Origin of the sequence: Oceanobacillus caeni, assembly GCF_019037185.1 — a bacterium.
Classification (GTDB): domain Bacteria; phylum Bacillota; class Bacilli; order Bacillales; family Amphibacillaceae; genus Oceanobacillus; species Oceanobacillus caeni.
In genome coordinates, this window is sequence record NZ_JAHHXM010000007.1 from 304 (window position 1) to 23,739 (window position 23,436).

The following is a 23,436-nucleotide window of genomic DNA, read 5'->3' on the forward strand; positions in this document are numbered from 1 at the left end:
GATATCGCCTCTCACGGACATTTGATGCATCTTCCATTGACGTTTTGGCCGTGATATCGCCTCTCACGGACATTTGATGCGTCTTCCATCGGCGTTTTGGCCGTGATATCGCCTCTCACGGACATTTGATGCATCTTCCATTGACGTTTTGGCCGTGATATCGCCTCTCACGGACATTTGATGGGGCTTCCATTGATGTTTTGGCCATGATATCACCTCTCATGGACGTATCCCGGTTTTCCTGAATGAATTTTGTCCGTGAGATAAGCTTTCCAAAGGGGCTTCTTTAGATTAAATTTTTATTTGCATAAAAAATATCAGGTTGAGAATAAATATTAATTCTCAACCTGATATTGCGTCATTTTCTATACATTTTTTCAAATGCTGAATCGTCCTGGGAACTCGTTACCGCAAAAAGAGCTGCGTCTTCTTGAATCAATCCGGAATACCCAAAGCAATTTTTGCATAACGGGACATCATATGTTTGTTCCAAGCTGGTTCCCAAACAATGTCAACTTTTAGCTCTTTTATTTCAGGTATGTCTGCTAAAACGAATTTCACATCACGTTCGATATGCGCAGAAAGCGGACATCCCATTGAAGTTAAAGTCATTACGACCGTACACAATCCTTCTTCATCCAAATCAACGTCATAGACTAGTCCTAAGTTAACAATATCTATCCCTAGCTCAGGGTCAATAACGTTCTCTAATGCACCCATAATATTTTCTTTAAGTGCTTCATCCATCCATTTCAACCTCCCTTTAATGCCTTTCCTATATTTAAACATATTTTTCATACTATTTAAATGATGTAAATCACTTTAACCACATTATACGTATTTTTCAAACCATTTCACAGTTTCCAGCTTTGCCATGCGACTAACTTTATGATCTCGATTTTTTTCTTTTATATAACGAATATGTTCTTTAATCTTATACTGCTCTTTCACTTCATTATAAAAGCTAAAAGAATGGTCAAATGGAACAACCGAATCCTTTTCACCATGCCAAAATAACAATGGTCGATCATTCAAGGTATCCTTCCTTAATGATAAATCGATTTCCTTTAATTGATCATATAATTGAGCAATCATTTCATCAAAATTAGGTATCGTTATTTGATCTTGAACACTTTTAATTAATTCCCTTGCAAATATTGATGGCTTGGGAGATCCCATTAATACAGCGGCTGCTTTAATCCACGGGAATTGAGTTAGCGCTGCAGATGTTGTTATTCCTCCCATGCTCGTACCAGCCAATCCAATTCTTTCATCTAATAAAATTTGTCTATCCTTTAACTCATGACGAATGGTATCGATATCTTTTAAATTTTGCAGAACAATTTCCCAAAATGCTAAGGTTCGTTTTACCGGGTCTATATCAAATTCTCTTTCACCATGATGTAAACTATCTGGTAAAATAACCCGTAAACCTCTCTCGGCAAGTAAATAAGCTAAATCCAGATTATGTTCTTTTGCACTTGTAAATCCGTGACTATATATTACTGTCGGCAATTTTTCTTTTTCCTTTGAAGCTTCAACTACGATTAAACTAGGTATCTTTTTTATTTCTTCTTTAAACACACCAATCATTACGACGCGACTCTCCTTGAACTATAATAATTATATTTTAAGCTTGTTGGACCCCTTCTTGCAAATTTTGTAAATACATTACACCTTTACACATTGCCTTTTCCACTATAAACTTGGCAGAAAGGTCTTTCTTACTAAATAAGTATAACCAGGGCATTTACAACCTAATAGCGAATGCCAAGTTTTCTAAATGGGGTGAATGGAATGTTAGATAAGTACTTAATTGCGTTAGATTTAGATGGAACGTTGTTAACGGAAAGTAAAGAAATAGATCCTCGAACGAAACAAACCTTGCTTAAAGCAATGAACGAAGGACATATCGTTGTTATCGCTACAGGGAGACCACATCGGTCAAGTATAAATTATTACCATGAACTTGGTTTAAATACACCTATGGTAAATTTCAATGGTGCACTCCTTCATCATCCAACTGAAGAAAAGTGGGATATACTACATAATCCAATGTCGTTGAGAACAGCCAAAAAGATTATAGAAGCAAGTTATGATTTAAATGTACGAAATATTCTAGCTGAGGTAATGGATAATGTATACCTAGAACAATTTGATGAAGAAGTAATAGAACTCTTTCAAGGACCTAAAAACAATCCTCCGTTTACGATTGGCAATTTAAAAAACAAATTAACGGAAGATCCAACTTCTCTTCTTATTTTTCCAAACGAAAAAGAGGTTCATACATTGCGTAATCATTTAACAGAATTTCACGCTGAACTCATCGAGCATCGTAATGGGGGTGCACCATATCATGTTGTAGAAATTGTAAAAAAGGGAATGAACAAAGCAGTTGGACTCCATAAAATTGCGAAATACTACAATATTTCCAAAGAAAATATCATTGCCTTCGGGGATGAAGATAATGATTTAGAAATGATTGATTATGTAGGTGTAGGTGTTGCAATGGGAAACGCTATTAAAGAATTAAAACAAGTTGCAAACCATATAACAAATACCAATGAACAAAATGGTATTGGTACGTTTCTTGAAGAGTATTTAAAGTTAGATTAGACAAATGCGCACTAATTCCCGATTATTACCAAGCTTAATTTCGTTCAGGCGAACCATACTATAATTGAACGTAAAAAACGTTCACTTTTTGTTTTACTTCTTGAGCATCATTCAGGGGTTAAATTTAACCCCTGATGTTTCCATTCTAATTTCTGAAGGAGGAATTCAGGTATGGGAAAAGGAAGTAAATCACGTCGATTTGTACAACATGGTTCTGATTCCGTTAAAAAACATGCCGAGCGTTTCCCCTATCGTTCTACATTAGCTGAACGTGAAAGAGAAGTGAATGGACAAGAGAATCTTTAGAAGTACCTTTAGGAGGGTTTTCATTGCAAAACAACTTATTTCAACAAGCTAAAGACGCAGTAAATAACCTCATTAATGGTAATGCTAGTGAAGCTGATAAACAAGCAGCCGAAAGCGCAATTCAGTCTGCATACGAGGATGCATCTCCGCAAGAGAAGGAACATCTACAACAGCTTGAGCAACAGTTGAAGCAATCAAACCAACTAAAATAATTCATGTAACAAGTATAGACATCCCCTTTCATCAGGAAGGGGATGTTACTTTCATCCTTAAAAATAATTTGGTAATATAAAGACAAGTAGGTTTACGAGGAGGAATGACAAATATGGCAATTCATGTTGAAGGTACACCAAATCCAAACGCAATGAAATTCACAACAGATAAAATTATTTTTGAAGGTACAAATAGTATTTCTGTTATGCCTGGAAGCACAAGTGAGCACGACATTCTTAACGATTTAATGAAAGTGGAAGGCGTTGACAACGTCTTTGGATATCAAAACTTTATTACCATCAATAAACAATTTGATGCGGAATGGGAAGACTTAACCCCTCGTGTTAAAGAGGTAATGGAAAGATACGGTTATTAATACATAAGAAAGGCGCAAGTACCCGTTTGGGTGGGATAAATGGACCAAAAATAAATAATTATTTTTGGTCTCTATTTTATTTCAATCGGTATGTAATTAGGATTCATTGCTTTTCCATTTTCACTTTTTCCATAAATAACAAAAATTGGAGCATCATCCGCTTCCATTACTTTTTTAGGTAATGTGACTTCAATTTCAAAAGGTTTCCATTCCTGACCATTAAGTTGGATAGGTTTCTCTTCTTGTAGAACTTCCTCCCCTAGTTCAACTCGATAGAATATTTCTTCACTCGATGTTTTTACATCAGCAACCAATTTAGCCGTAAGATCTTCAACCTGGACATCCACATTTCGAATATCTATCGTACTCGGTGAATCGGAATTTGAATTCAATTCATCTGTGTTGCTACAACCGACAAGAAGAACAGCAAATAGCATCAAAAGCATGATTCGTTTCATTTTTCACTCTCCCCTCTCATATTCTTTTAAATGTCATCATCATTGTAAGCTTTTTTCCAAAATTTAACCACCTTCGTGATGTAAGGGATATACCATATAAAATTTTATTTTTGACTAAATATGGATATCGCTATAAACTGAAATAAAGAAAGATTTTTTATTAGGAGTGATTGAATGGCAATTCAAATACTTACCGATTCCAGTTGTGATTTAACGCTAGAGCAGTTTTCGGAATTAGACATACAAATTGCACCGTTAACAGTTCATCTAGATGGACAAGATTACGAAGACGGTGTAACGATTCAAGCAAAAACTGTTTATGATGCCATGAGACAAGGAAAAGCACCAAAAACCTCCCAGATCTCTCCACAAACGTTTAAAGAAATATTCACTTCCCATGCAAAAGAAAATAAACCATTAGTATACATAGCTTTCTCTTCCCAACTTTCAGGAACCTATCAAACCGCGAAAATGATGGAACAGGAAGTAAAGGAAGAGTATCCTGATGCACCAATACATGTTATCGATACGAAATGTGCATCCCTTGGGCAGGGTTTAGTTGTATTACATGCAGCAAAACTCGCAAAACAAGGAGCTTCAGTAGATGAGGTTGTAAACGCAGTAAAATATCAATCGGAACACATGGAACATATATTTACCGTGGATGATTTAGAATATCTAAAACGTGGTGGCCGTATTAGTAAGGCTCAAGCTTTTGTTGGTACTTTATTAAAGGTAAAACCTTTACTACACGTAGATGACGGAAAGTTGGTTCCACTAGAAAAAATTCGAGGTTCAAAAAAAGTTTTAAGTCGAATGCTAGAACTAATGGAGGAACGAGGGCTCGATCTCACGAATCAAACCATTGGTATAAGTCACGGTGACGACCTAGAAAGAGCCGAACAACTTTCCAAGATGATTCAAGATAAATTTAATGTTAGTGAAAATCAAATTGTAATTGAAATGGTTGGTTCTGTCATAGGAGCACATTCTGGTCCAGGAACGATAGCCCTATTCTTTTCCAATAAACCAAAACCGAATTAAAACAACATCCTAACCCCATGGAAAAACTTTAAGATTAAAAGCATGAAATCTATTTTTTTAACATATATTCAATTAAATATAGATATAAAGTCATACACTTAATGAGGGGGAATCTACATTGCATATTTTCGATTTAGTAGACAGATATATGTCCGTTCGAAATCACATGCCAGATTCAGTTAACGACTTACTCGACTTTTATCAACATAAGTACATTATGGGGGAAATTGACATAAAAGATTATCGACACATATTTGCATACTTGCATAAACAAGGTGCCATATCAGCATTTGATTACGAAAGATCAGTAACCTATTAATACGGAAGCGACTAAAGTCCTTTTTTAAAAAGGGCTTTTTTTCTATTATGCTTTCTTCATGATTGGATTTTCCCACGATGGGTACATTAATGATGAAGGAGGAGATGTGGATGAGTATGGAGCATCATAACGGAAAAATAACTCCACCAAAACAAGTTCAAGGGAAACAACCAGGAATCGAATCGGAGATGATTCCAAATCCAGAATTTATCCGCCATGATTATGAAGGTAGTAATAAATTAAAAAACAAAGTAGCTATTATTACCGGTGGGGATAGTGGTATCGGCCGAGCCGTGAGCGTACATTTTGCTAAAGAAGGTGCGGATGTTGCGATTATTTACTTAAATGAACATGACGATGCCAATAAAACGAAAGAACTCGTGGAACAGGAAGGCAGAAAATGTTTACTCCTAAGCGGGGATATTGGTAATGAAGCTTTTTGTTCAGAAGCAGTAAAAAAGACATTTGATACGTTTCATCAAATTGACATATTAGTAAATAATGCTGCAGAACAACATCCTCAACCAAGTTTTTTAGATATAACAAGTGAACAATTAGAAAAAACATTCCGAACGAATATATTCAGTATGTTTTACTTAACGAAAGCAGTCATTCCCCATCTAAAAAAAGGAAGTTCTATCATTAATACTTCCTCGATTACTAGTTACAAAGGAAATGTGGATTTGATTGATTATTCGGCAACAAAAGGAGCAATTACTTCATTTACTAGATCATTATCCGGTGCTTTGGCTGACCAAGGAATTCGGGTTAATGCTGTTGCTCCGGGTCCGATTTGGACTCCACTAATTCCCGCTTCTTTTAATAAAAAGAAAGTGGATTCATTTGGAGCCGATACTCCGATGAAACGACCTGGTCAACCGAAAGAAGTAGCACCCGCTTATGTTTATTTAGCTAGCGATGACAGTAGCTACGTAACGGGGCAAATGATTCATGTAAATGGCGGAACGATTGTGAATGGGTAAGATAACTTTTGGTTAGTTATTAAGAAGACTTCCATCAGTGGGGGGTTCCTTCTCCCCCACTGATGGTTAGTCACACTTATCAGACCTTTATGGGCAGTTGATATTCTTTTCACATCTCTTAATCCTTATTTTCTAAAAACCCCGTATATGGTACCCATTCTTCTTGTGTTCTACCAGGAATACTTGTATGATCTTGACTTCCACCTTCTGCGGCCATTGCATCTGCTTTTGTTACATGAACCGTTCCACGTGGATGGTTCGGTGGTGCATAGATGGAATAAAGTTTTAGCGGGATAGTTCCTGTATTCGTTACATTATGCCATGTTCCAGCGGGTACCATAATTGCAAAATCATCAGCAACTCTTCTTTCAAAATCAAGGTTATCTTTTCTCTTACCCATTTGAACAATCCCCTGTCCTTGTTCGATACGTAAGAATTGATCAACTTCAGGATGTATTTCTAAACCAATATCATCCCCTACATTAATACTCATCACCGTAACCTGTAAATGTGGTCCGGTCCATAAAGCCGTGCGATACGTATTATTTTGCTTAGATGCCTCATTAATATTAACAACAAAAGGATTAGGACCGTAATCTCTTAATAAAATATTATTATTTTGTCTAACTGTTTCAAATCTATTTTCATATAACTCGGCTGGTTTTTCCCAGTATTCAGAGTGCCTTGTATAGTTATTCATTGGTGGTGCATTTACATAATAAGGATATTGATAATATGGATTATTGTAAGGAAAAAAATACATTCTACTCCATCCTCTCACATTTTATAATTGGGTAGCTAAAACAACTAATATAAATATTATGCAATCGTATTTATTATGAATAGGCACAAACCTACCCTGAATAAATTTCTCAAACGTTTCACTTAAAAATTGATGCAACATTTTAGATAAACACCTATATATTATAGGGATTAAACATCTCAAAATTAGGAGAAGAGGACATGAACGAAGAACTTCAGAGGTTATTTAACAATTTGATTCAATTGGAAATAGCAAATTGCAGCATCTTCCATTAAATTATATTGGTATAAAGTGATATAATGGCTGATCAGAATGTTGGTCTTTTTGATTTTGTATTGTCATATTAATAGCCGAAATCACAGATCCAGCAGCTTGAATCCATGCTCCCGTATCATCTAGTAAACTTACATCTACATTTTCCACCTCTTCTTTAATTCCTGATATTCCTTGAATGCCATTGCCGATAGACTGTAAGAAATCTCCCTGAAATCCGAACACATCGTTTTCTTCAATTGCTGGTATTAATCCAATTCCTGCTCCCATGGCTTGAATAAAATTACCTTGAATCTCAAGATTGATGTTTTCTACATATAAACCTGTTACTACAAAAAGATTTCCAATGGTTTGGACTTCGTTGGCTAATTTAACTAATTCCTCTGATGTATAATCAGAAATAATCGAACTTCCAATAGCTTGCAGTATATTTCCGACTTTCGCAATTACCTTACCATCATCTTCACTAAAAGGAGGGTCTATAGCATTGATTACTGTTCCTACTGCTTGAATCCACGCCCCGATAACCGTATGGTGACTCAAATGACTCTCACCTCACTAATCATTTATCTACTCTTATACCGTGTATTCACTGCAGTATCATATGAAAACTATACCTATATGATTATCATTTTTCGTAAACATTTTTTAAATAGGTCATAGCCTATTGAAAATCATCAATAATAGCCTTAAATAAAATGTAGACGCTAAATCCTTTTTACAGGATAGCGTCCTAAAACTTTTCCAGATTTTTTTACGAAATGGCCATTCTATTTTAATCTGTCACTTCACTAAGAATAATGGTACTAAGACTAACACATAGTACTAATGTTAATGCAATAAGTCCAATCATTCTTTGCACCTCCTATCCTATTTAAGGAAAATATCCTTTTACTCTTCTGCTTCACGTTTTTTTTGTTTTCTACTTAAGTAAATAACCCCAACAATGAATAATAGCAATGTCCCAAAAATAAAACTGATGAATCCCCAGTTTAATCCTTTGTCTGGTTGCAAATGAAAAACTTCTACAGATTCTCTAGGTAATCCGATACGATAGTCGCCATTATCATCAGCGCGTACTAAATTATCTTCCAAATAACCTCTCAATTGCATTCCGGGCTCTATACCAGATACAGTAATATCCTGTGATGTACTACTGTTGTTAATTGCTATATATAAGGTGTCTCCTTCATATGACCTACGAAAAACACTCATAGCATTACTTGTATCAACTAATTCAAAATCCCCGTATTGTAACGCGCGAAATTGGGATCGTAAGGATGATATTTTATGGAAGAACTCTTGTAAATCAGAATCTCCACTATTAAATTGAACAAGATTTTGAGCGGCAACCGCATCTTCGCCATACATCGGAATCTCGGATCCTTGGAAAATCATTGGAACTCCTGGCGTTGTATACATATATGTCAATGCCAGTTTCCAAGCCGTCAATGAGTTTCGGCCATTTTCTGAGAACTCTTGTGTGAACCTTTTCGAATACATATCATCCATATAAAGTATTGGTAGTTGATTTCCGCTTTCTTCCCAAACATTATAGATAGCGGAAACCTCCTTGTCTTCTTTAGAAAAGGTTTCTCTCATCGTTTGATTTAACGCTGTATTTTCAATCACTTGTATACCAGTGCTATCTAATATTTTTTGACTGTTCTCATTCGTTTCAAGAATATCTCCTATTAAATAAAAATTAGAATGAATAGATTTAATATGTTCTGTTAACTTTTGTAAAAAAGAAACTGGCATTTGATCAACTGCATGAATGTTAAAACCATCAATTTCAGTTTCTGCCATCCAGAAGTCTGCAACATCCATTAAATATTGTTGAACTTCTTCATTTTGTAAATTTAATTGCACGGTATTATTGATCCATTCAGGTCCAGATAATTCTTGTTCCTTTACCCAATCAGCTTTTTCAGTATCTTGAACGATTGGATTCGTTAGTGCGATGAATTGTGTTACAAATTCAATGACAACCTTCATCCCTCTCTTATGCGCTTCCTTTACAAGCAATTGAAAGTCTTCCATTGTTCCAAACTGTTCTTCCAATTGATAGAAGTCTTCAATCCAGTAACCATGGTAACCTTTATCAGCGTTTGCCATAATAGGTGAAAGAGAGAGAGTTGTAATCCCAAGTTCCTGAAGATCATCTAATTTTGTAATAATCCCCTGGAAATCCCCTCCATGATATGCATATGGATCATTAACATCAACATTACTATCCATGCTATGGTCGCCATTATTATATCTGTCAATTAGGATGTGATAAATAACCTCTTCTTGAATCTGTCGTTCATCTGCATATAATAAAGTGTTTTCATTACTTAGCAAGAAAACACCAGCTATTAAAAATAGCATTCGTATTTTTTTCATTCAACTATCCCCCAAAATATGTATTCACCCTTTTATTATTAACCAACTAATCTATTAGTCAACCAGATTTCGAATATTGTTGAAAATCATTCATAATGTGGAACATCATTTAAAGACGTTCCACTAAATAAAAAAACTGCCGTTTAGACAGTTTTTAATCCTTCATATGATAACTACATCGGTAATCTTACAAAACCTAAAATCAACACAATGACTAACGCGATAACAAATTGGATCCAGAAGCTTCTGACTGGTTTTCCTTTAGATTTTTTCACTAAAATCATTTCCATTGCAGCAATTAACCATATACCAGCTAATGATTTTGTAATGGCTTCAGCAAATAATGGCATTTGTATACTTTGGAAATATACTCCAAGTAAGTCCCCACCAGTGTATAAAATAAATAAGTAATCAAGACGTAAAATCATGTGAACGATTTTCGCAGGTTTTTCTTTTCCTTGATTAAGGAAGACAAGTGCAATGATAAAAAGAATAAAACCTAGTACCCACGAAGTAATATGCATATGTGTCATCTATTATGTATCCTCCCTTTCAACTTTCATTCTAACGATATCATACCATAATCTGGTACAACGGTCATTTTTTGTTCTTTTTAGCATTAGAAAACGAAGGCGCTCGACAAACCTTTGCCGAAAGAATGCTTTCTTATCTGCGCAAAAATGGTTGTCGCTTCCAATACGTAAGGCTTCTCCATACCCATTCTAATGGGCCGAATCGGAAACGGCTAAACCACCACTTGCTAAAGATAATTTGACCTATATAAATGATAACAACCATTACTACTCCAGTAAAAGGGCCAATTTTGCCATATAGCCCAAACCCTACTCCGTAAAACAATAGAAAACTAATAATAGACTGAAATATATAATTTGATAATGCCATTCTCCCAACATATGTAAATGGTTTCATTATTTTTCTTCCTAGGTCCGTTCTAAACAAAAGAGTAACTGAAAAAATATAAAATAAAGCAGAAAACATTCCACCAATATTATCTTGAATATAAGAAAACCATATTGGATTTCCGAATAAATAGGCACCCATTTTTAAACCTATAAAGAGTAAAAGGGAAATAACCCACCATTTGATTAACAGAGATTTATATTTTCCAGGTTCATGGAGCCAACGTTTCTCCCCTATAAACATACCAAATAAAAATAGCGGAAGGAGTACTAGTATTAAAAATATTAGAGTAACAGGATTATTTGCAAACAACCAATCCTCATAATTCTGTAACCAAACCAATCCTATATCATTGCTTAGATAATTTTGGTATGACTGTTCAATCATCACAACATCTACATAATCTAAGTAATCTTTGGTTAAATAAAATAAAAAGGAAAGAAAACTTACACTTCCGACCATCATAGTTATTCCAATTGCCAGTTTTGTATTTGACTTTGTATGTAGGAATAAAGGCGACAGTATTCCAACTAAAGCGTAAGATAATAAAATATCCCCATGCCAAAGTAGAAAAGCATGCATCGCACCAAAACAAAATAAAATTAATAATCTCCTTAATAAAATGAGATTGGGATTATTTCCCCTTGCCATTATCCGCTCTCTCATCATTTGTAACCCAAATCCAAATAAAAGGGAAAATAACGTGTAAAAACTACCCTGGAAGAAAATATCAATAAAAATTAGCGCAGCTTGATCTATATTTGATGTCCATGCTTCTTCCGCCCCGCCATACATAAAGTATGGTGCACTAAAAGCCCCAATATTCACAATAAATATTCCAAATATCGCTAATCCCCTTGCCGCGTCAATCCATTCTAATCGATTCGATTCCTGTAATGGCGTTGCATTATTTTTCATCATCCAATCCCTTCCCCTTTCATATCTGATTTAGCAAATTCTTTTACTTGCACACACTATTCAATTATAGCACCCTCTTTTTAAAGTAAAACTAAATCCTCTCACCTATTCCACTTTTTATTCTATTCATACGCACATTCTTAAAATCAAGCATAAACTGTGATAAAGGAGGATGTTATATGCCTGCAATCGTTGGAGCTATTAAAGTAGTCAGTGTTTCCAATTCGAGTGTATTTCATGTTGGAGACGTATATTCCATTTTGCCACAAAGTAGTGCGAAAACGTATGCCGGTGGAGGATCCTTTAATACGGGAAATGGAATTAGAATTCATTTAGGAAATTCAAATACACACGTTAATGACCGAGATCATATAGATCAACCGAAAGTTCTATGAGGTGACAACGATGGACATGACCATTCATCAAGCAATCCATATTCATTTTTTAAAAATCGGTGCTATCACTAATTCTTCCGTTGTACAAATTGGTAGCACTGGCTGTATTCAAGCTCAATCAGATATTCATAATACTGGGGGTTATACTGAAACTGCTGAAGTTGCTGAAGCGCAAACAGAGGCTCCACTTGTTCCTTTAGCTCCAAATGCTTAATCACAACTTCTAATCATTCGCATAAAATAATCTAGGCATTTGTCGGAGAACTAAATTACGACCTTGTATTGGAGGCAATGCAATGTATGGTCAAGATTGGAACCAGTACGTTTATGAATTACAAAGACATATACAGAACTTGGAAATTCGGATGAAAAATTTAGAAGACCAAGTACACCAACTAAACGCGAACAAAGAATCAAAAGACAGGGTTAATATTGAAAAAGTCGAGTACAAATTTGATCAATTAAAAATTGAAACATTATCAGGTAGTCTTCATATTGGACTTTCACCCGAAAACTTAGAACAAATGGAAGACTTTGCACTTGGTCAAACCAATCAACAGACTGCTCAAAGTTTGCCTTTATTTAATCAAAAACTTTGTACTGATCTTAGCGATTGGCTGCACCAATCCGGACCAAACATGATTAATGATCTAGCTAATACTCATGAACGGACCATTGATAGCTCGCATCAATCCTTATTACTCCAAGATATTCAAAAGCAGCTGCCAAATCGAATTTCCTATTATAAGGAACAAGCCGAAAAAGATAATAATATTTCTGAGGAACAAGAGTTTGAAAGTTTTATAAAGTCTAAGGTAATGGAAGAAATCCAACATTCCTTAGCTAACTATATTAAAAAATATAAAGGTTAACTTATTCAGTGGGCTTTTTCCACCCCCCATTGATATGGTTGAACTCATCAGAACCCTACTAGCTGTTTTCCCCATTCACAAAACTTAATTTAAACGATGATTCTTGAAGTGGGGGATTACAAGCCGGTAAAGTCGTGACAAAGGAGAATATTAAATGATAATGGAAGTTCATAATTACGGGTTACATGTTGCCAATGTTCAAATTGATGCAATTGCTGCTTCTTCTGTCTTTTTAATCGGAGATAATGATTCAATCGTTTTATCATCTTTTTTTGATACACCTCCTGAGAGTTATTCTATACTCAATTTGGTACCACTAGGAGCCTAACTAGGGGGGGATTTATTTGGTAAAACGTACATCCAACGTTCAATTAATAAATACAGTCTCTGCTATAAATGCCTCTTTCATTAATATTGGAGATACACATGAAGCCTGTCCGGAAACAAGAGCCATAGCCTTACAAAAAGAAGGTGAGACGTTTCAAGGTGAATTAGAGTTTGAAGATTATTCCATCTTTAGTCAAAAAAAAAATTTACCTAAAACCAAACCTAAAGTTATAAAACATACGATCAACCATCAACCTAATATTTATGTACAAAATGTTAACGTCATTGCTCTTTCCTCTTCATCTATCATGCAAGTAGGAAATTTAAATCATATTTCAGCGGAGTCTAGAATATTGCATATTCGCTATGTTATTGCTGAAGATTAATTCTTAACAATATATAACTAGTGTCATATACTATAAATAAATTTCATAACCCAAAAGTAGGTGTTAGCATGCCATCAATTGTTGGCCCAATAAGAATAAACAGTGTCGATGGAGGCGTCATTAATTTCGGTGATACATTTTATTTATCACCAAAAAGCTCCTCTAAAACAAATGCAGGTTCTGGCGGATTTAATACGGGGGATTTTATTAATACTAACTCAGGAATTAGTAATACTGGAACAAACGATCCCGATATAGCTGATCAAACTCAAACCGCCAATGCCTAATTTTTCAAAAAACAAAAAACCTTACAGGTCCATAAAGAAGACTAACCATCCTTAGGGGTTCCTTCATCCCCACGGATGGTTAGTCGCATTTATCGAACCTTTTATGGGCAGTTGATCTCCCACCTACCTTCTTGAGTTAGGAGTCTTACTGCTCATTTAGGTATGATAAACTCTGTAGAGTGTTAAAGTTTTCTGGTACTTCAACAACAAGTTGTTTAGAAAAGAAATACAAGTATGTTTTCTTCACTGGTTGTTTCGATATTTCCTCTATAGCATGGCGATAGAGATTCATTTGGGTTTCATATTTTTTGATTAACTTATTTTTTAATCTATCTGTTAATTCCTCATTGATCGCATCTGTCTTATAATCTAGTACCATCCATCCATCTTCAAAAGGGATAAGGCAATCAATTACCCCTTGAATAAGTACCCTTTCATTCCCACCAGTCCAATGTGCATATACTTCATTTGCCGGAAGGGTTAAACTGAAAGGTACTTCCCTATGGACCGATGTCGCTTGTTCCAACATAGTAGCGGCTATTTCTGTATTATAAAAATTCTTGATTGCAGGAATATCAATAATATCCGCTTCTTGTCTCGTCAAAATTTCCTTTTCAACAAAAACTTCTAGTTGTTCTTCAATTTCCACTTGATTAAGTGGCTTAGTTAGTGGAAGATGTTGCATCACGGTATGCATTGCAGTCCCTTTTTCTGCAGCCGTAATAACTTTTTGTTCTTGCATAAAATTCGGTCGTTTCACAATCGGCGGCTTAAATTCTTTCACCAATTGATCTGCACTGTACTCATCTTTGATTTCCCGCTGTCTTTTAATTTCCGTTACAGACTGCTTTGCTCGGGAATATGCTGCTTGTTCATGTGGATAAGTATAGGACAATCTATTTTCTACTACTTCTTTCCACTGTTCATCTTGAGTGCCTATTGTTTTCCATCCGATTACTTTCTCTTTTAAAACCTGGTCAAACTCAGTTGATGTTTCATCCAGATTTGTGTAATCACTTGCATGAACAACCGATATATCCCATTTAGATGGATCCATTTGAATGTCTTTTAAAACGACATCCTTCACGTCACCTGAACGTAAGGAGCCCCCATCTTGGTGTCGCATTAAAGCTGGGCCTACCCAATCCAGATAAGAAACAGCGGCCATGCGGAAATACGCTGGTAAAACCCACTCGGAATGGTCAACCATCCTCTGCCATTTTTCTAACTTTTTCTTAAATGAAGCAACATTTCCAATCATAACAAGCTTTTCTTTTGCACGTGTTAACGCAACATAAAGGACGCGCATTTCTTCTGCTAATAGCTCTCGTTTCTGCTCTCCTTGTACAGCGTGATAAAACAATGTTGGATACATAATTCTTTTTACAGGATCAATATATTTACTCGCAAACCCCAAGTCTTTATGCAGTAAATACTTCTGATTTAAATCCTGCATATTAAATTGCTTGTCCATTGCACCAAGAATAACGACGGGAAATTCTAATCCTTTACTTTTATGGATGGTCATAATGCGTACAACATCTTCCTGTTCACTTAGTGCACGTGCTACTCCAAGATCGTCTCCGCGTTCCTCCATTCTTTCAATAAAACGTAAGAAACGGAATAATCCACGAAATGATGTTCTTTCATAACCTCTTGCACGATCATATAACGCACGTAAATTCGCTTGACGCTGACGTCCACCAGGCATCCCGCCTACAAAATCATAGTAACCAGTTTCTTGATAAATATCCCAAATTAATTCTGACAATGCGCCTTGTCTTGACGCAAGGCGAAATTGATTTAATTGTTTTAGAAAATGAGAAATCTTTTCAGCTGTCTCATCCGAATTTTGCTGTCTATATATTTTTAAGGCATCATAGTATGGATTATATTTATCAACTAAGCGAATTTTGGCTAGTTCATTTTCTGTTAAGCCAACAATTGGTGACTTTAGAACAGATGCAAGCGGAATATCTTGTCTAGGATTATCGATGGTTTTAAGTAAACTAATCATAATTTTCACTTCCATCGCTTCGAAATATCCTGAAGATAGTTCCGCATATACCGGGATTCCTTGATTTTTCAATTCATCAACAATCGTTGGTGCCCATGTCATGGAACGAAGCAATATAACAATGTCTCGATACTGAATATCACGCTGAATCCCCATGCCTTTATCATAAACTTGTAACGGTTTATTTTCACCTTCATGACCTAACCATGACTTTATTTTTTTAGCATAGGCACGCGCCTCGATTTGTGCCTTTTCTAAATCCTGAAAGCTTTCTTCACCTTCTTCTACCTCATCCTTTTCGTCCTCTGAATCGCGATCAATAATAATCAATTCCGGATTAGGCTTGGGAAAGTCGTACTCATCATACATTTTATTTCCATAGATGAGTTCCGCCTTTTCATCGTAGTCAATATCCCCCAGTGTTTCGTCAAGGATTTGACGGAAGATATAGTTCGCACCTATTAAAACTTGCTCTCTACTACGGAAATTCCTAGCTAAGTCAATGCGGATTCCAACAGAATCATCATTAGTAAATTGCTTATATTTCTTAATAAAGAGGGACGGTTCTGCATGACGGAACCGATAAATACTCTGTTTGACATCCCCAACCATGAACCTGTTCCCTTTTCCTTTTTGATCACTAACAAGGGAAAGAATCGTTTCTTGCACAAGGTTCGTATCCTGATACTCATCTACCAAAACCTCGCTAAACTGGCGTTGAAACTGGACAGCTACACTTGAAGGAATAAGCTTCTCAGAAGTTGAATGGTCGTCTAACAATAACCGTAAACAGTAATGTTCCAAATCAGAAAAGTCAACCAATGCTTTTTCTCTTTTTTGTTCGGTAAATTTAGCATCAAATTGTTTTACTAATGTTGTTAATTGTTTAATAACTGGAGCAAGTTCCCGCATATCCTCTATGTGCCCAGCAAGATTTCGGTTAAACCATTTGTCTGCCATCTTCTTCCAGCGCTTTTTGTAACTATCTCTTAAATTTTTTACTTGCTCCTTTTTCATTTCATCACAATCTTGTTTTTTCCTAGACAGAGCTTTAAATGTATGTTCTTGAATGAAATTTTGCAAATCGTCCCAGTTCTCTATATGCTGTTTGGCTGCCTCTGATAAAGCAAGATCATTGTCAATGGTTTCCGCATATTGATATGGCCCATCACTTTCCCTTGTGATTTCTAGTGCTAAATACATTTCCTGTTCCATAGCGAAAAATTGGTTCTTCACTTCTTTTTTCATTAGGTCTAACCAATTTAAATCTTCCTCTTGAAAGATTTCTGGTATTGCATAACGGTTAGCTAGACTGTCTAACCATTCGTATGGCCAAGGGTTTTGAATAGCAAAGGTATGTAAATCTAAAATTACCTTTTCCAAATCTACATCACTTCGATCACTAGAAAAACGATCGACAACAGCAAAGAATTTTTTTTGTTCTTCTCCTTCCATTCCATACCATTCTTCAAATAACTCATCCATCACATCTTGTTTGATTAAATCTGCCTCCATATCATCGGCGATACGAAAAGCCGGATCAATATCTAATAAATAGGCGTATTTACGTATTACTTCCAAACAAAAGGAATGCAACGTGGAGATGGATGCACGCTGTAATAAAGATAGCTGCTTTTTCAAATGAATCGAATTCGGATTTTGTTCTAGAGCTTCTTCTAAAGCTAAACCTACTCGACTCCGCATCTCTGCTGCAGCTGCATTCGTAAATGTCACAACAAGCAATGAATCAATATCAACAGGGTTATTTCGATTTAGAAGCTTTTGAATGATTCTTTCAACTAATACGGCTGTTTTTCCGGAACCAGCCGCTGCTGCTACAAGGATATCGGCACCATCTGTATAAATTGCTTCTTCTTGTTCTTTTGTCCAACTAACCATCGTTTTCCACCTCCACCCTTATTTTTTCTAAAACTTCTTTATCTTTCATACTCTTCAATTTACGGTAATTATTTTCTTCTAATATCGGATCAAATTGGCATACAGAATGAAAAGGGCAATAGGTGCATGCAATTTGATTTTTATTTTCATATGGATTTAAATGAACTTTGCCAGAAGTAATGTCCAAACCAGCACGCTCCATCAAATGATGAATATGGGATTGTAACTGATCAAATGTTTCTTTTCCAGCAATACTAGAATTGCTTTTAAATTCTCCATTCTTTTTAAGTCCTGCTGGTACAATATGACTCATATTTACTGAATCAATCGAAGTATCCATCTTCTTTACAATCTCTTCATCAGAAAGTAATAAGCCTTTCATTTTATACTTCTTGAAAATTTCCTCATCAATTTTCTCTGAATCTAATTTCACATCTTTTGAAATCATGGGATTGTGTACATGAAAATACAGTACCCCAGCAGGAGTTGCTTTTTGCTTCAACCATCGTTCTGAATGTGTAAGAACTACATCTAAATAAGTGAGCATTTGTAATGCCAATCCATAATATACTTCAATTAAGTCGAGTCCTCTTGAACTAGATTTATAATCAATGATTCGTAAGTATAAGTCATCTATGTTCGTAGCTTTATCTACTCGATCGATTCGACCCCGCAGCAATAATTTATATCCATTAGGAAGATTCATCGTTAATGGTGGAAGGTCTTCATCAACACCAAAACCTAATTCTAAACCAACCGGGGAAAAATGACTAAGACGGGCTTGCTCACTTAAAATGTAAGTTGCTCTCGCAATAATTTCCTCAAGCTTTTGACTAATATATTTATGTCTATTAGAACTGTGTAAGATTTGATGTTGCAATATCGGGGCTAGATTCCCCACTGCCCTTTTGGCATACGTATTTGCATCCGTCTGATTAATAGTAGAGTAATCCTTACCTTCTTTTTGAATCCATTCCGTAATTATTTTAATAGCCTCATGGAAAAGCATTCCAATATCTGGAGCATCTAACTTGTATGTTTGCCGCTCATCTAGTTTTAAACTATATTTTGCAAAATGCTGATAAGAGCACCTGAAATAGGATTCGAATCTACTTACACTTGCATGAATTTCTTTCGGGTATAATTGTTTAACTGTCTCCTCGTCTAAATCTTTCGGTTCATTTTGATAATAGAGACTTTGTAAAACTTTATAGGTTGTACTATTTTTCGATTGGTTTTTCACATACCAATTGAAAACCTCCCACCAAATTGGTTGAATCAGATAACCTTTTTGGTGACGTGATAGTTGGGCAGTAAGAGCTGACCTTGTTTTCACAGGTGAGGTTACAAAGCGTTCGGCTTCAAATAAATCATCTGGATCCTGGAGCAATAACCGATCCTTACATGTTGGAAATAAATCCTCTAATCGTTTCAATAATTGAGAAGGCATTTTTCCTTTTCCTTCTTCGTCACTTAAAGGATAGCTAACCCAAAGACGATCTTTCGCGGCCGTGAATGCCAAATACATATAAAACCAATCATCAAGGAGTTGACGTTTACTACTGTCTGCCAGTTGGATTCCTTGTGAAGCTAACATTTCCCTCTCCTCTTCACTAATCATTCCATCTGCTGGCGGCTTCATTGGCCATACTCCATCATTTACTCCTAATAGGAAAGAGCATTTAATCCCACTCATCCGAGAACGGTCAATCGTACCGACAATGACATGATCAATGCTTGGCGGAACATGGGAGAATGTCAATGTCTCAAACCCAGCATCAAGGGCTGAGCTAAATATGGACAATGTCATTTCTTCTTCTCCAGCCATTTCTACCATTTCATCGAATAATTGAACAACAGCATTCCATACTTGTTCCTGCTCTCTACCCTTTTCTAGTAAACCTTCCTCATCATAATACGTTCGCATTTTTTCCAAACGTAATGGTACCCCTAATCTTTCTAACAACAAATAAATCGTTTCGCAAAACTCCACCACTGTCTTTGCTTGACGGATATCTTCATCAAATGGCTTCAAAGCGTGAATAACTTGGGCGCGATAGCGATTAATTCTTGTTTGTATTTCTTTTTCGTGGTTTGTTTGTGCAGCTTGATCAAACCCTCGGAATCGCTGAAACTTCCATTCTTTTTCGCTAAACCAACGATCTCTAGAACGGATACCATATTCTAGTACATAATTTTCTAATTCATCTATTGCATCATTAGTCAGCGGATACTCTTGGTCTGACTTCGGAATAAATCCTGTTTTTAAAACACGGAAAATAGCATCATATCTCCAATTCCCCTCCACAATATCTAATGCCGAACGTATAAATTCAATTAAGGAATGATTTAACATCGTACGTTTTTCATCAATAAACACGGGGATTCCATGATCGGCAAATATGGTATGAATTAAATCATGATAAACATTGGATTGTCTCATGAATATTGCAATATCCTGAAAACGGTAATTTTCTTCTCTTACTAAACGAAGAACTTCCTGTGCTGCCCCTTCTACTTCTGCTCGAGGGTGAACTGCTTCTGCAATCTGTATATTGGCATTGCCTGCAAAACTTGGAGCAGGTCTCGTGTCAAAGTAATTTTCCAAATGGGCAAAATAAGGTCGATCTTTAAATTTCCCGTTTTCCGGCTCCATTCGAACTACTTCATCAATTGAGATATGATTCTCTGCAGCTATTTGATTTAATACATGATACGTTTCCGTCGTTTGGTAAAACAAATCCATTTCATTACCCGTTTTTTCCGGATTATCTAGTGTTAATGTAATAGTGACCGAACTACAATTTCTCATTAGCTCTTCCACAACAGTTAACTCTTTTGGAGTAAAACTATGAAAACCGTCTATATAGATTTCTGCACCTCGTAATAACGATGATTCCTTTATCTTTTCCGCCAAAATTTGCAGTTGATCTTCACTATCTACGTAATGATCTTTTAATGTAAACACCAATTTTTCATAAACATATAATAAATCTTCTAATTTATTTGTCAGTGCTACTTCCCCAGGTTCTTTATGGACAAATTGATTCATATGTTCAATCTGCGCTCTTAAAACTTCTGGAGTGACTTGATATCGTTTAAATTCAGTAATCATTTGTTCTAACTGGTTTAAAAATCCTTGCTTTTCCATCGCTTTATGAAAAGTGAACCATTCGCCTTGCTTTTCTTCGATGATTTTTCGGAGCATCATTTGAATACCAACGGAACTGATAAACTGTTTGGTTGCTCCTCCCGTTTCTTGCAAAATGCGCCAAGCAAGTCTTGAAAAACTTACCACTTGAGCTCGAATGCTTCCTGTTAATTCTTTATCATGAAATAAAGCATATTCCTGTTGAAAAGTCATCTGATCTGGAACGATGTATAGAAGTGGTTTTCCCAATGGATTTTCTAATTGTTTTTCTTTTATTTCATCCATGACTCTTCCACTTTTCCCTGTTCCTGACCTACCTATAATAAATCGGAGTCCCATATTTCTCCTCCATTCGTTAATAAAACTTGGCATCCACTTTTAGGCTGTGCGGATGCTTTAGTTGCATTTAGGTATATCTTTACGGTGCTATATATAATAAAGCTCCTACCTTTTCTATTTTACCAAAGATAGAAGCTCTATTATAGTTTATAATTCTGTCAGTTATTTCTTGCCGCCCGTTTTTCCAGCCGCTTTTCGACGACCTTTCCAATAATCCAGAACAAGACAATAATGATTAAGACAATAATGGTCTTCATCGGTTTTTCCGCAAACTCCATGATGCTTGAACCGACATAAGATATAGAAAAAATCATAACAGATTTCCCAAGAAGAACCGCTAATGCAAATTGTTGAATGCTAATTTTCGATAATCCAGCTACAACATTAATAATAGAGGATGGAGAAAACGGGAAGGCAAGTAAAACAAATAATGGTCCAAAACCGTGCTTGTCTACCCATGATGTAACCGCAGTTACTTGTTTATTCTTCCTTATTTTCTTTACCCATTTTCTATTTCTTACTTGCCTTATAATAATAAAAACAACCACTGCACCAGAACTAGCACCAAGCCAGGATAATAGAAAACCCTCAAATAACCCATATGCTGCAGCATTTGTTAAGACAAATACAATCAATGGTAAAAAAGGTAAAAATGCTTCGATAAAGGGAAGAACAAAGCCGGGAACTGGACCTAATCCTTCATATTGATCCAGTAATTGCATAATAAAATCTTCGGTTCCTTCTTTTTGGAGCACCGTTTGCCAATTGGAAAAGCTAATGTTCATTAACATCAAATTAATACTCCTCATTATGTAAATGTTCTATCTTTCCGAGTGTATTTATTCTCATTCTATCCTAAATGAAGGTACCTGCATACTTTCTAAGTTGAATTAAGCTACTTTCTTTCATTTTACTAAAAAATATTAATTTATGTTGTATTTTAGTTTGATTTTATCATATAATAGGAATAAACACAGAACACTTGTTCTTTAATGGAGGAGTTCATATGCGATATCTTCATGATGATGAACTACAAGTTGCAACAAGATTCTTATTTCTATCCATGGCAATCGTCGTATTGAATCAAGATATGAACCATATTAAAGATGGTAAGTTTAAAATTAATGAGCCCTATCTTGACCTTATAGAGAGAATGGCATTGCTCGCGAGAAAAGAACGTAGAAAACTTCGTAAAATCATGCAAGACAAAAAAATGCAAATCATCCATTTAAATAAAAATGACTCATTTTCTTCTTTTCTTTTCCTTTGCCAAGGAAGAGAAGAAAAAAGAAATTATTTTAACCCTGCTATTCGTAAGAAAGTGGAAGAAGTTATTCGAAGTTTAATGGAAAAGGCTCTGCTATCATTTCAGGACCCTGCTGTTGTAAATAATTAAGACGCTTATCAAGTAGAAAACGAAACTGTGCCGTTCGTTGTACTTGATTCAGCATCGTTCTGATGGATACATCTAATATTAACTTTTTTCCATTTTTAAATAGAATTTTAGTTTTGCGTTCTGTCACCTTACTAATTTTGTCAATATGGGAATGGGAAATCCAAGAACATTTGGGGTTTTTAGGTGATGTTGTAGGAAAAAAATACATGCCGCTAGAAGGATCGATGGATATTGGAATTTTACTAGTAAAGCCAGAAATGTTCCTGGCTCCATCTTGCCTGCCTCTTAGACTCGATCCGAAATATTTGCAGGCAAAATTGATAATTTGATAAGGGGTAACATCAACAATATATTCTTCATCTTCTTCCATGATTCTAGTAATAATTCCATTATGATCATTCTGTTCCGCGACAATTGCCAATGTAAGAGGGCTTATTTCAAAAATTGAGGTATCTTGTTCTTCTAACATAATAACCTTCCTTTCCATTAGAAAACGAAAAGAAAGTAGCTTACTACTAATTTAACAAATTTTGTCTAAAAATGGTAGTAAAAAATTAGAAAACTTGACATTTTCAAGAACAAAGGCGTAAGCGCCCGTTTAGTGACGTATAGACTGGACTGAGCCGTAGGAGATAAAGGAAACACGGAGAGCGTAAGCGAGCCGATGTTGACTTATCGTACGGAGGTGAAGGAAGTCTACTAGTCACTGGGCGCTGGAGCCGGACGTGGCCTCTTCTGAATAATCATCCACATGCAGCAAATTTTATAACTTCCTAACAACTAAAAAAC

General features: G+C 35.7%; 26 protein-coding genes. 14 read left to right on the forward strand and 12 right to left on the reverse strand.

What is annotated here, in order from left to right:
- Positions 1 to 435: 435 nt before the first annotated feature.
- Positions 436 to 747, reverse strand: a complete 312-nt coding sequence (locus KM885_RS05940) for a metal-sulfur cluster assembly factor (RefSeq protein WP_047186445.1) — start codon at positions 745 to 747, stop codon at positions 436 to 438.
- Positions 748 to 831: 84 nt separating this feature from the next.
- Entirely contained in the window at positions 832 to 1,593 is a 762-nt protein-coding gene (locus tag KM885_RS05945) for an alpha/beta fold hydrolase (RefSeq protein ID WP_047186446.1), read from the reverse strand.
- Between the two features lie 204 nt (positions 1,594 to 1,797).
- Between KM885_RS05945 and KM885_RS05950 the strand changes: the two genes are divergently transcribed.
- The 4 genes from KM885_RS05950 to KM885_RS05960 all read left to right on the forward strand — a co-directional run bounded on the left by KM885_RS05950 (position 1,798) and on the right by KM885_RS05960 (position 3,511).
- Entirely contained in the window at positions 1,798 to 2,616 is an 819-nt protein-coding gene (locus KM885_RS05950; protein ID WP_216883674.1) for an HAD family hydrolase, read from the forward strand.
- A gap of 171 nt (positions 2,617 to 2,787) precedes the next feature.
- Positions 2,788 to 2,922 carry a hypothetical protein gene (locus KM885_RS18065; RefSeq protein ID WP_257456403.1) on the forward strand — a complete coding sequence of 45 codons (135 nt, stop codon included), beginning with the start codon at positions 2,788 to 2,790 and terminating at the stop codon, positions 2,920 to 2,922.
- 23 nt (positions 2,923 to 2,945) lie between these two features.
- Positions 2,946 to 3,134, forward strand: a complete 189-nt coding sequence (locus KM885_RS05955; protein ID WP_047186448.1) for a DUF3813 family protein — start codon at positions 2,946 to 2,948, stop codon at positions 3,132 to 3,134.
- A 113-nt stretch (positions 3,135 to 3,247) separates the two neighbouring features.
- Positions 3,248 to 3,511, forward strand: coding sequence for a NifU N-terminal domain-containing protein (locus tag KM885_RS05960; RefSeq protein WP_216883675.1), 264 nt, complete (start codon positions 3,248 to 3,250; stop codon positions 3,509 to 3,511).
- Between the two features lie 71 nt (positions 3,512 to 3,582).
- Here KM885_RS05960 and KM885_RS05965 read toward each other — a convergent pair whose 3' ends face one another.
- A complete protein-coding gene (locus KM885_RS05965; RefSeq protein ID WP_216883676.1) occupies positions 3,583 to 3,969 on the reverse strand; it encodes a putative periplasmic lipoprotein in 387 nt (128 codons plus the stop codon).
- A gap of 174 nt (positions 3,970 to 4,143) precedes the next feature.
- Here KM885_RS05965 and KM885_RS05970 point away from each other — a divergent pair, with 174 nt between their 5' ends.
- The 3 genes from KM885_RS05970 to KM885_RS05980 all read left to right on the forward strand — a co-directional run bounded on the left by KM885_RS05970 (position 4,144) and on the right by KM885_RS05980 (position 6,315).
- Positions 4,144 to 5,013 (forward strand): DegV family protein, encoded by an 870-nt coding sequence (locus KM885_RS05970; RefSeq protein ID WP_216883677.1) that lies wholly within the window; start codon positions 4,144 to 4,146, stop codon positions 5,011 to 5,013.
- A gap of 118 nt (positions 5,014 to 5,131) precedes the next feature.
- Positions 5,132 to 5,332: a YppF family protein gene (gene yppF, locus KM885_RS05975; protein WP_047186452.1), complete on the forward strand. Its 201-nt coding sequence runs from the start codon at positions 5,132 to 5,134 to the stop codon at positions 5,330 to 5,332.
- 110 nt (positions 5,333 to 5,442) lie between these two features.
- Positions 5,443 to 6,315: an SDR family oxidoreductase gene (locus tag KM885_RS05980; RefSeq protein ID WP_216883678.1), complete on the forward strand. Its 873-nt coding sequence runs from the start codon at positions 5,443 to 5,445 to the stop codon at positions 6,313 to 6,315.
- Positions 6,316 to 6,433: 118 nt separating this feature from the next.
- On the opposite strand, the gene KM885_RS05985 is transcribed toward KM885_RS05980, so the two are convergent.
- The 5 genes from KM885_RS05985 to KM885_RS06005 all read right to left on the reverse strand — a co-directional run bounded on the left by KM885_RS05985 (position 6,434) and on the right by KM885_RS06005 (position 11,581).
- Complete coding sequence (locus KM885_RS05985) at positions 6,434 to 7,078, reverse strand: cupin domain-containing protein (protein ID WP_084824119.1); 645 nt, start codon at positions 7,076 to 7,078, stop codon at positions 6,434 to 6,436.
- A 276-nt stretch (positions 7,079 to 7,354) separates the two neighbouring features.
- Positions 7,355 to 7,894 carry a DUF6944 family repetitive protein gene (locus KM885_RS05990; protein WP_047186454.1) on the reverse strand — a complete coding sequence of 180 codons (540 nt, stop codon included), beginning with the start codon at positions 7,892 to 7,894 and terminating at the stop codon, positions 7,355 to 7,357.
- A gap of 348 nt (positions 7,895 to 8,242) precedes the next feature.
- Positions 8,243 to 9,739: an alpha-amylase family glycosyl hydrolase gene (locus KM885_RS05995; protein WP_216883679.1), complete on the reverse strand. Its 1,497-nt coding sequence runs from the start codon at positions 9,737 to 9,739 to the stop codon at positions 8,243 to 8,245.
- 173 nt (positions 9,740 to 9,912) lie between these two features.
- Positions 9,913 to 10,272, reverse strand: coding sequence for a YisL family protein (locus KM885_RS06000; RefSeq protein WP_047186456.1), 360 nt, complete (start codon positions 10,270 to 10,272; stop codon positions 9,913 to 9,915).
- A 133-nt stretch (positions 10,273 to 10,405) separates the two neighbouring features.
- Positions 10,406 to 11,581: a DUF418 domain-containing protein gene (locus KM885_RS06005; protein WP_244986924.1), complete on the reverse strand. Its 1,176-nt coding sequence runs from the start codon at positions 11,579 to 11,581 to the stop codon at positions 10,406 to 10,408.
- A 176-nt stretch (positions 11,582 to 11,757) separates the two neighbouring features.
- On the opposite strand from KM885_RS06005, the gene KM885_RS06010 reads away from it, so the two are divergent.
- The 6 genes from KM885_RS06010 to KM885_RS06035 all read left to right on the forward strand — a co-directional run bounded on the left by KM885_RS06010 (position 11,758) and on the right by KM885_RS06035 (position 13,845).
- Complete coding sequence (locus tag KM885_RS06010; protein ID WP_047186457.1) at positions 11,758 to 11,973, forward strand: spore germination protein; 216 nt, start codon at positions 11,758 to 11,760, stop codon at positions 11,971 to 11,973.
- A 10-nt stretch (positions 11,974 to 11,983) separates the two neighbouring features.
- Positions 11,984 to 12,187 (forward strand): spore germination protein GerPB, encoded by a 204-nt coding sequence (locus KM885_RS06015; RefSeq protein WP_047186458.1) that lies wholly within the window; start codon positions 11,984 to 11,986, stop codon positions 12,185 to 12,187.
- An 82-nt stretch (positions 12,188 to 12,269) separates the two neighbouring features.
- The gene (gene gerPC, locus KM885_RS06020) at positions 12,270 to 12,845 is read left to right on the forward strand and encodes a spore germination protein GerPC (RefSeq protein WP_047186459.1); all 576 of its coding nucleotides are present in this window, start codon (positions 12,270 to 12,272) and stop codon (positions 12,843 to 12,845) included.
- A gap of 154 nt (positions 12,846 to 12,999) precedes the next feature.
- A complete protein-coding gene (locus KM885_RS06025) occupies positions 13,000 to 13,173 on the forward strand; it encodes a hypothetical protein (RefSeq protein ID WP_047186460.1) in 174 nt (57 codons plus the stop codon).
- Positions 13,174 to 13,189: 16 nt separating this feature from the next.
- Positions 13,190 to 13,558 (forward strand): spore germination protein GerPE, encoded by a 369-nt coding sequence (locus KM885_RS06030; protein ID WP_047186461.1) that lies wholly within the window; start codon positions 13,190 to 13,192, stop codon positions 13,556 to 13,558.
- Between the two features lie 68 nt (positions 13,559 to 13,626).
- The gene (locus KM885_RS06035; RefSeq protein WP_216883680.1) at positions 13,627 to 13,845 is read left to right on the forward strand and encodes a spore germination protein; all 219 of its coding nucleotides are present in this window, start codon (positions 13,627 to 13,629) and stop codon (positions 13,843 to 13,845) included.
- Positions 13,846 to 13,990: 145 nt separating this feature from the next.
- Here KM885_RS06035 and addA read toward each other — a convergent pair whose 3' ends face one another.
- The 3 genes from addA to KM885_RS06050 all read right to left on the reverse strand — a co-directional run bounded on the left by addA (position 13,991) and on the right by KM885_RS06050 (position 22,045).
- Positions 13,991 to 17,761, reverse strand: coding sequence for a helicase-exonuclease AddAB subunit AddA (gene addA / locus KM885_RS06040; RefSeq protein ID WP_216883681.1), 3,771 nt, complete (start codon positions 17,759 to 17,761; stop codon positions 13,991 to 13,993).
- Positions 17,754 to 21,251: a helicase-exonuclease AddAB subunit AddB gene (gene addB / locus KM885_RS06045; protein WP_216883682.1), complete on the reverse strand. Its 3,498-nt coding sequence runs from the start codon at positions 21,249 to 21,251 to the stop codon at positions 17,754 to 17,756. Before addB ends, addA begins: the two co-directional genes overlap by 8 nt.
- A gap of 158 nt (positions 21,252 to 21,409) precedes the next feature.
- Entirely contained in the window at positions 21,410 to 22,045 is a 636-nt protein-coding gene (locus KM885_RS06050) for a TVP38/TMEM64 family protein (RefSeq protein WP_216883683.1), read from the reverse strand.
- A 212-nt stretch (positions 22,046 to 22,257) separates the two neighbouring features.
- Between KM885_RS06050 and KM885_RS06055 the strand changes: the two genes are divergently transcribed.
- Entirely contained in the window at positions 22,258 to 22,647 is a 390-nt protein-coding gene (locus KM885_RS06055; protein WP_216883684.1) for a YhjD family protein, read from the forward strand.
- On the opposite strand, the gene KM885_RS06060 is transcribed toward KM885_RS06055, so the two are convergent.
- On the reverse strand, positions 22,583 to 23,116 hold the full coding sequence (locus tag KM885_RS06060) for a competence protein ComK (RefSeq protein WP_216883685.1): 534 nt from the start codon (positions 23,114 to 23,116) through the stop codon (positions 22,583 to 22,585). The genes KM885_RS06055 and KM885_RS06060 overlap by 65 nt on opposite strands.
- Positions 23,117 to 23,436: the final 320 nt, after the last annotated feature.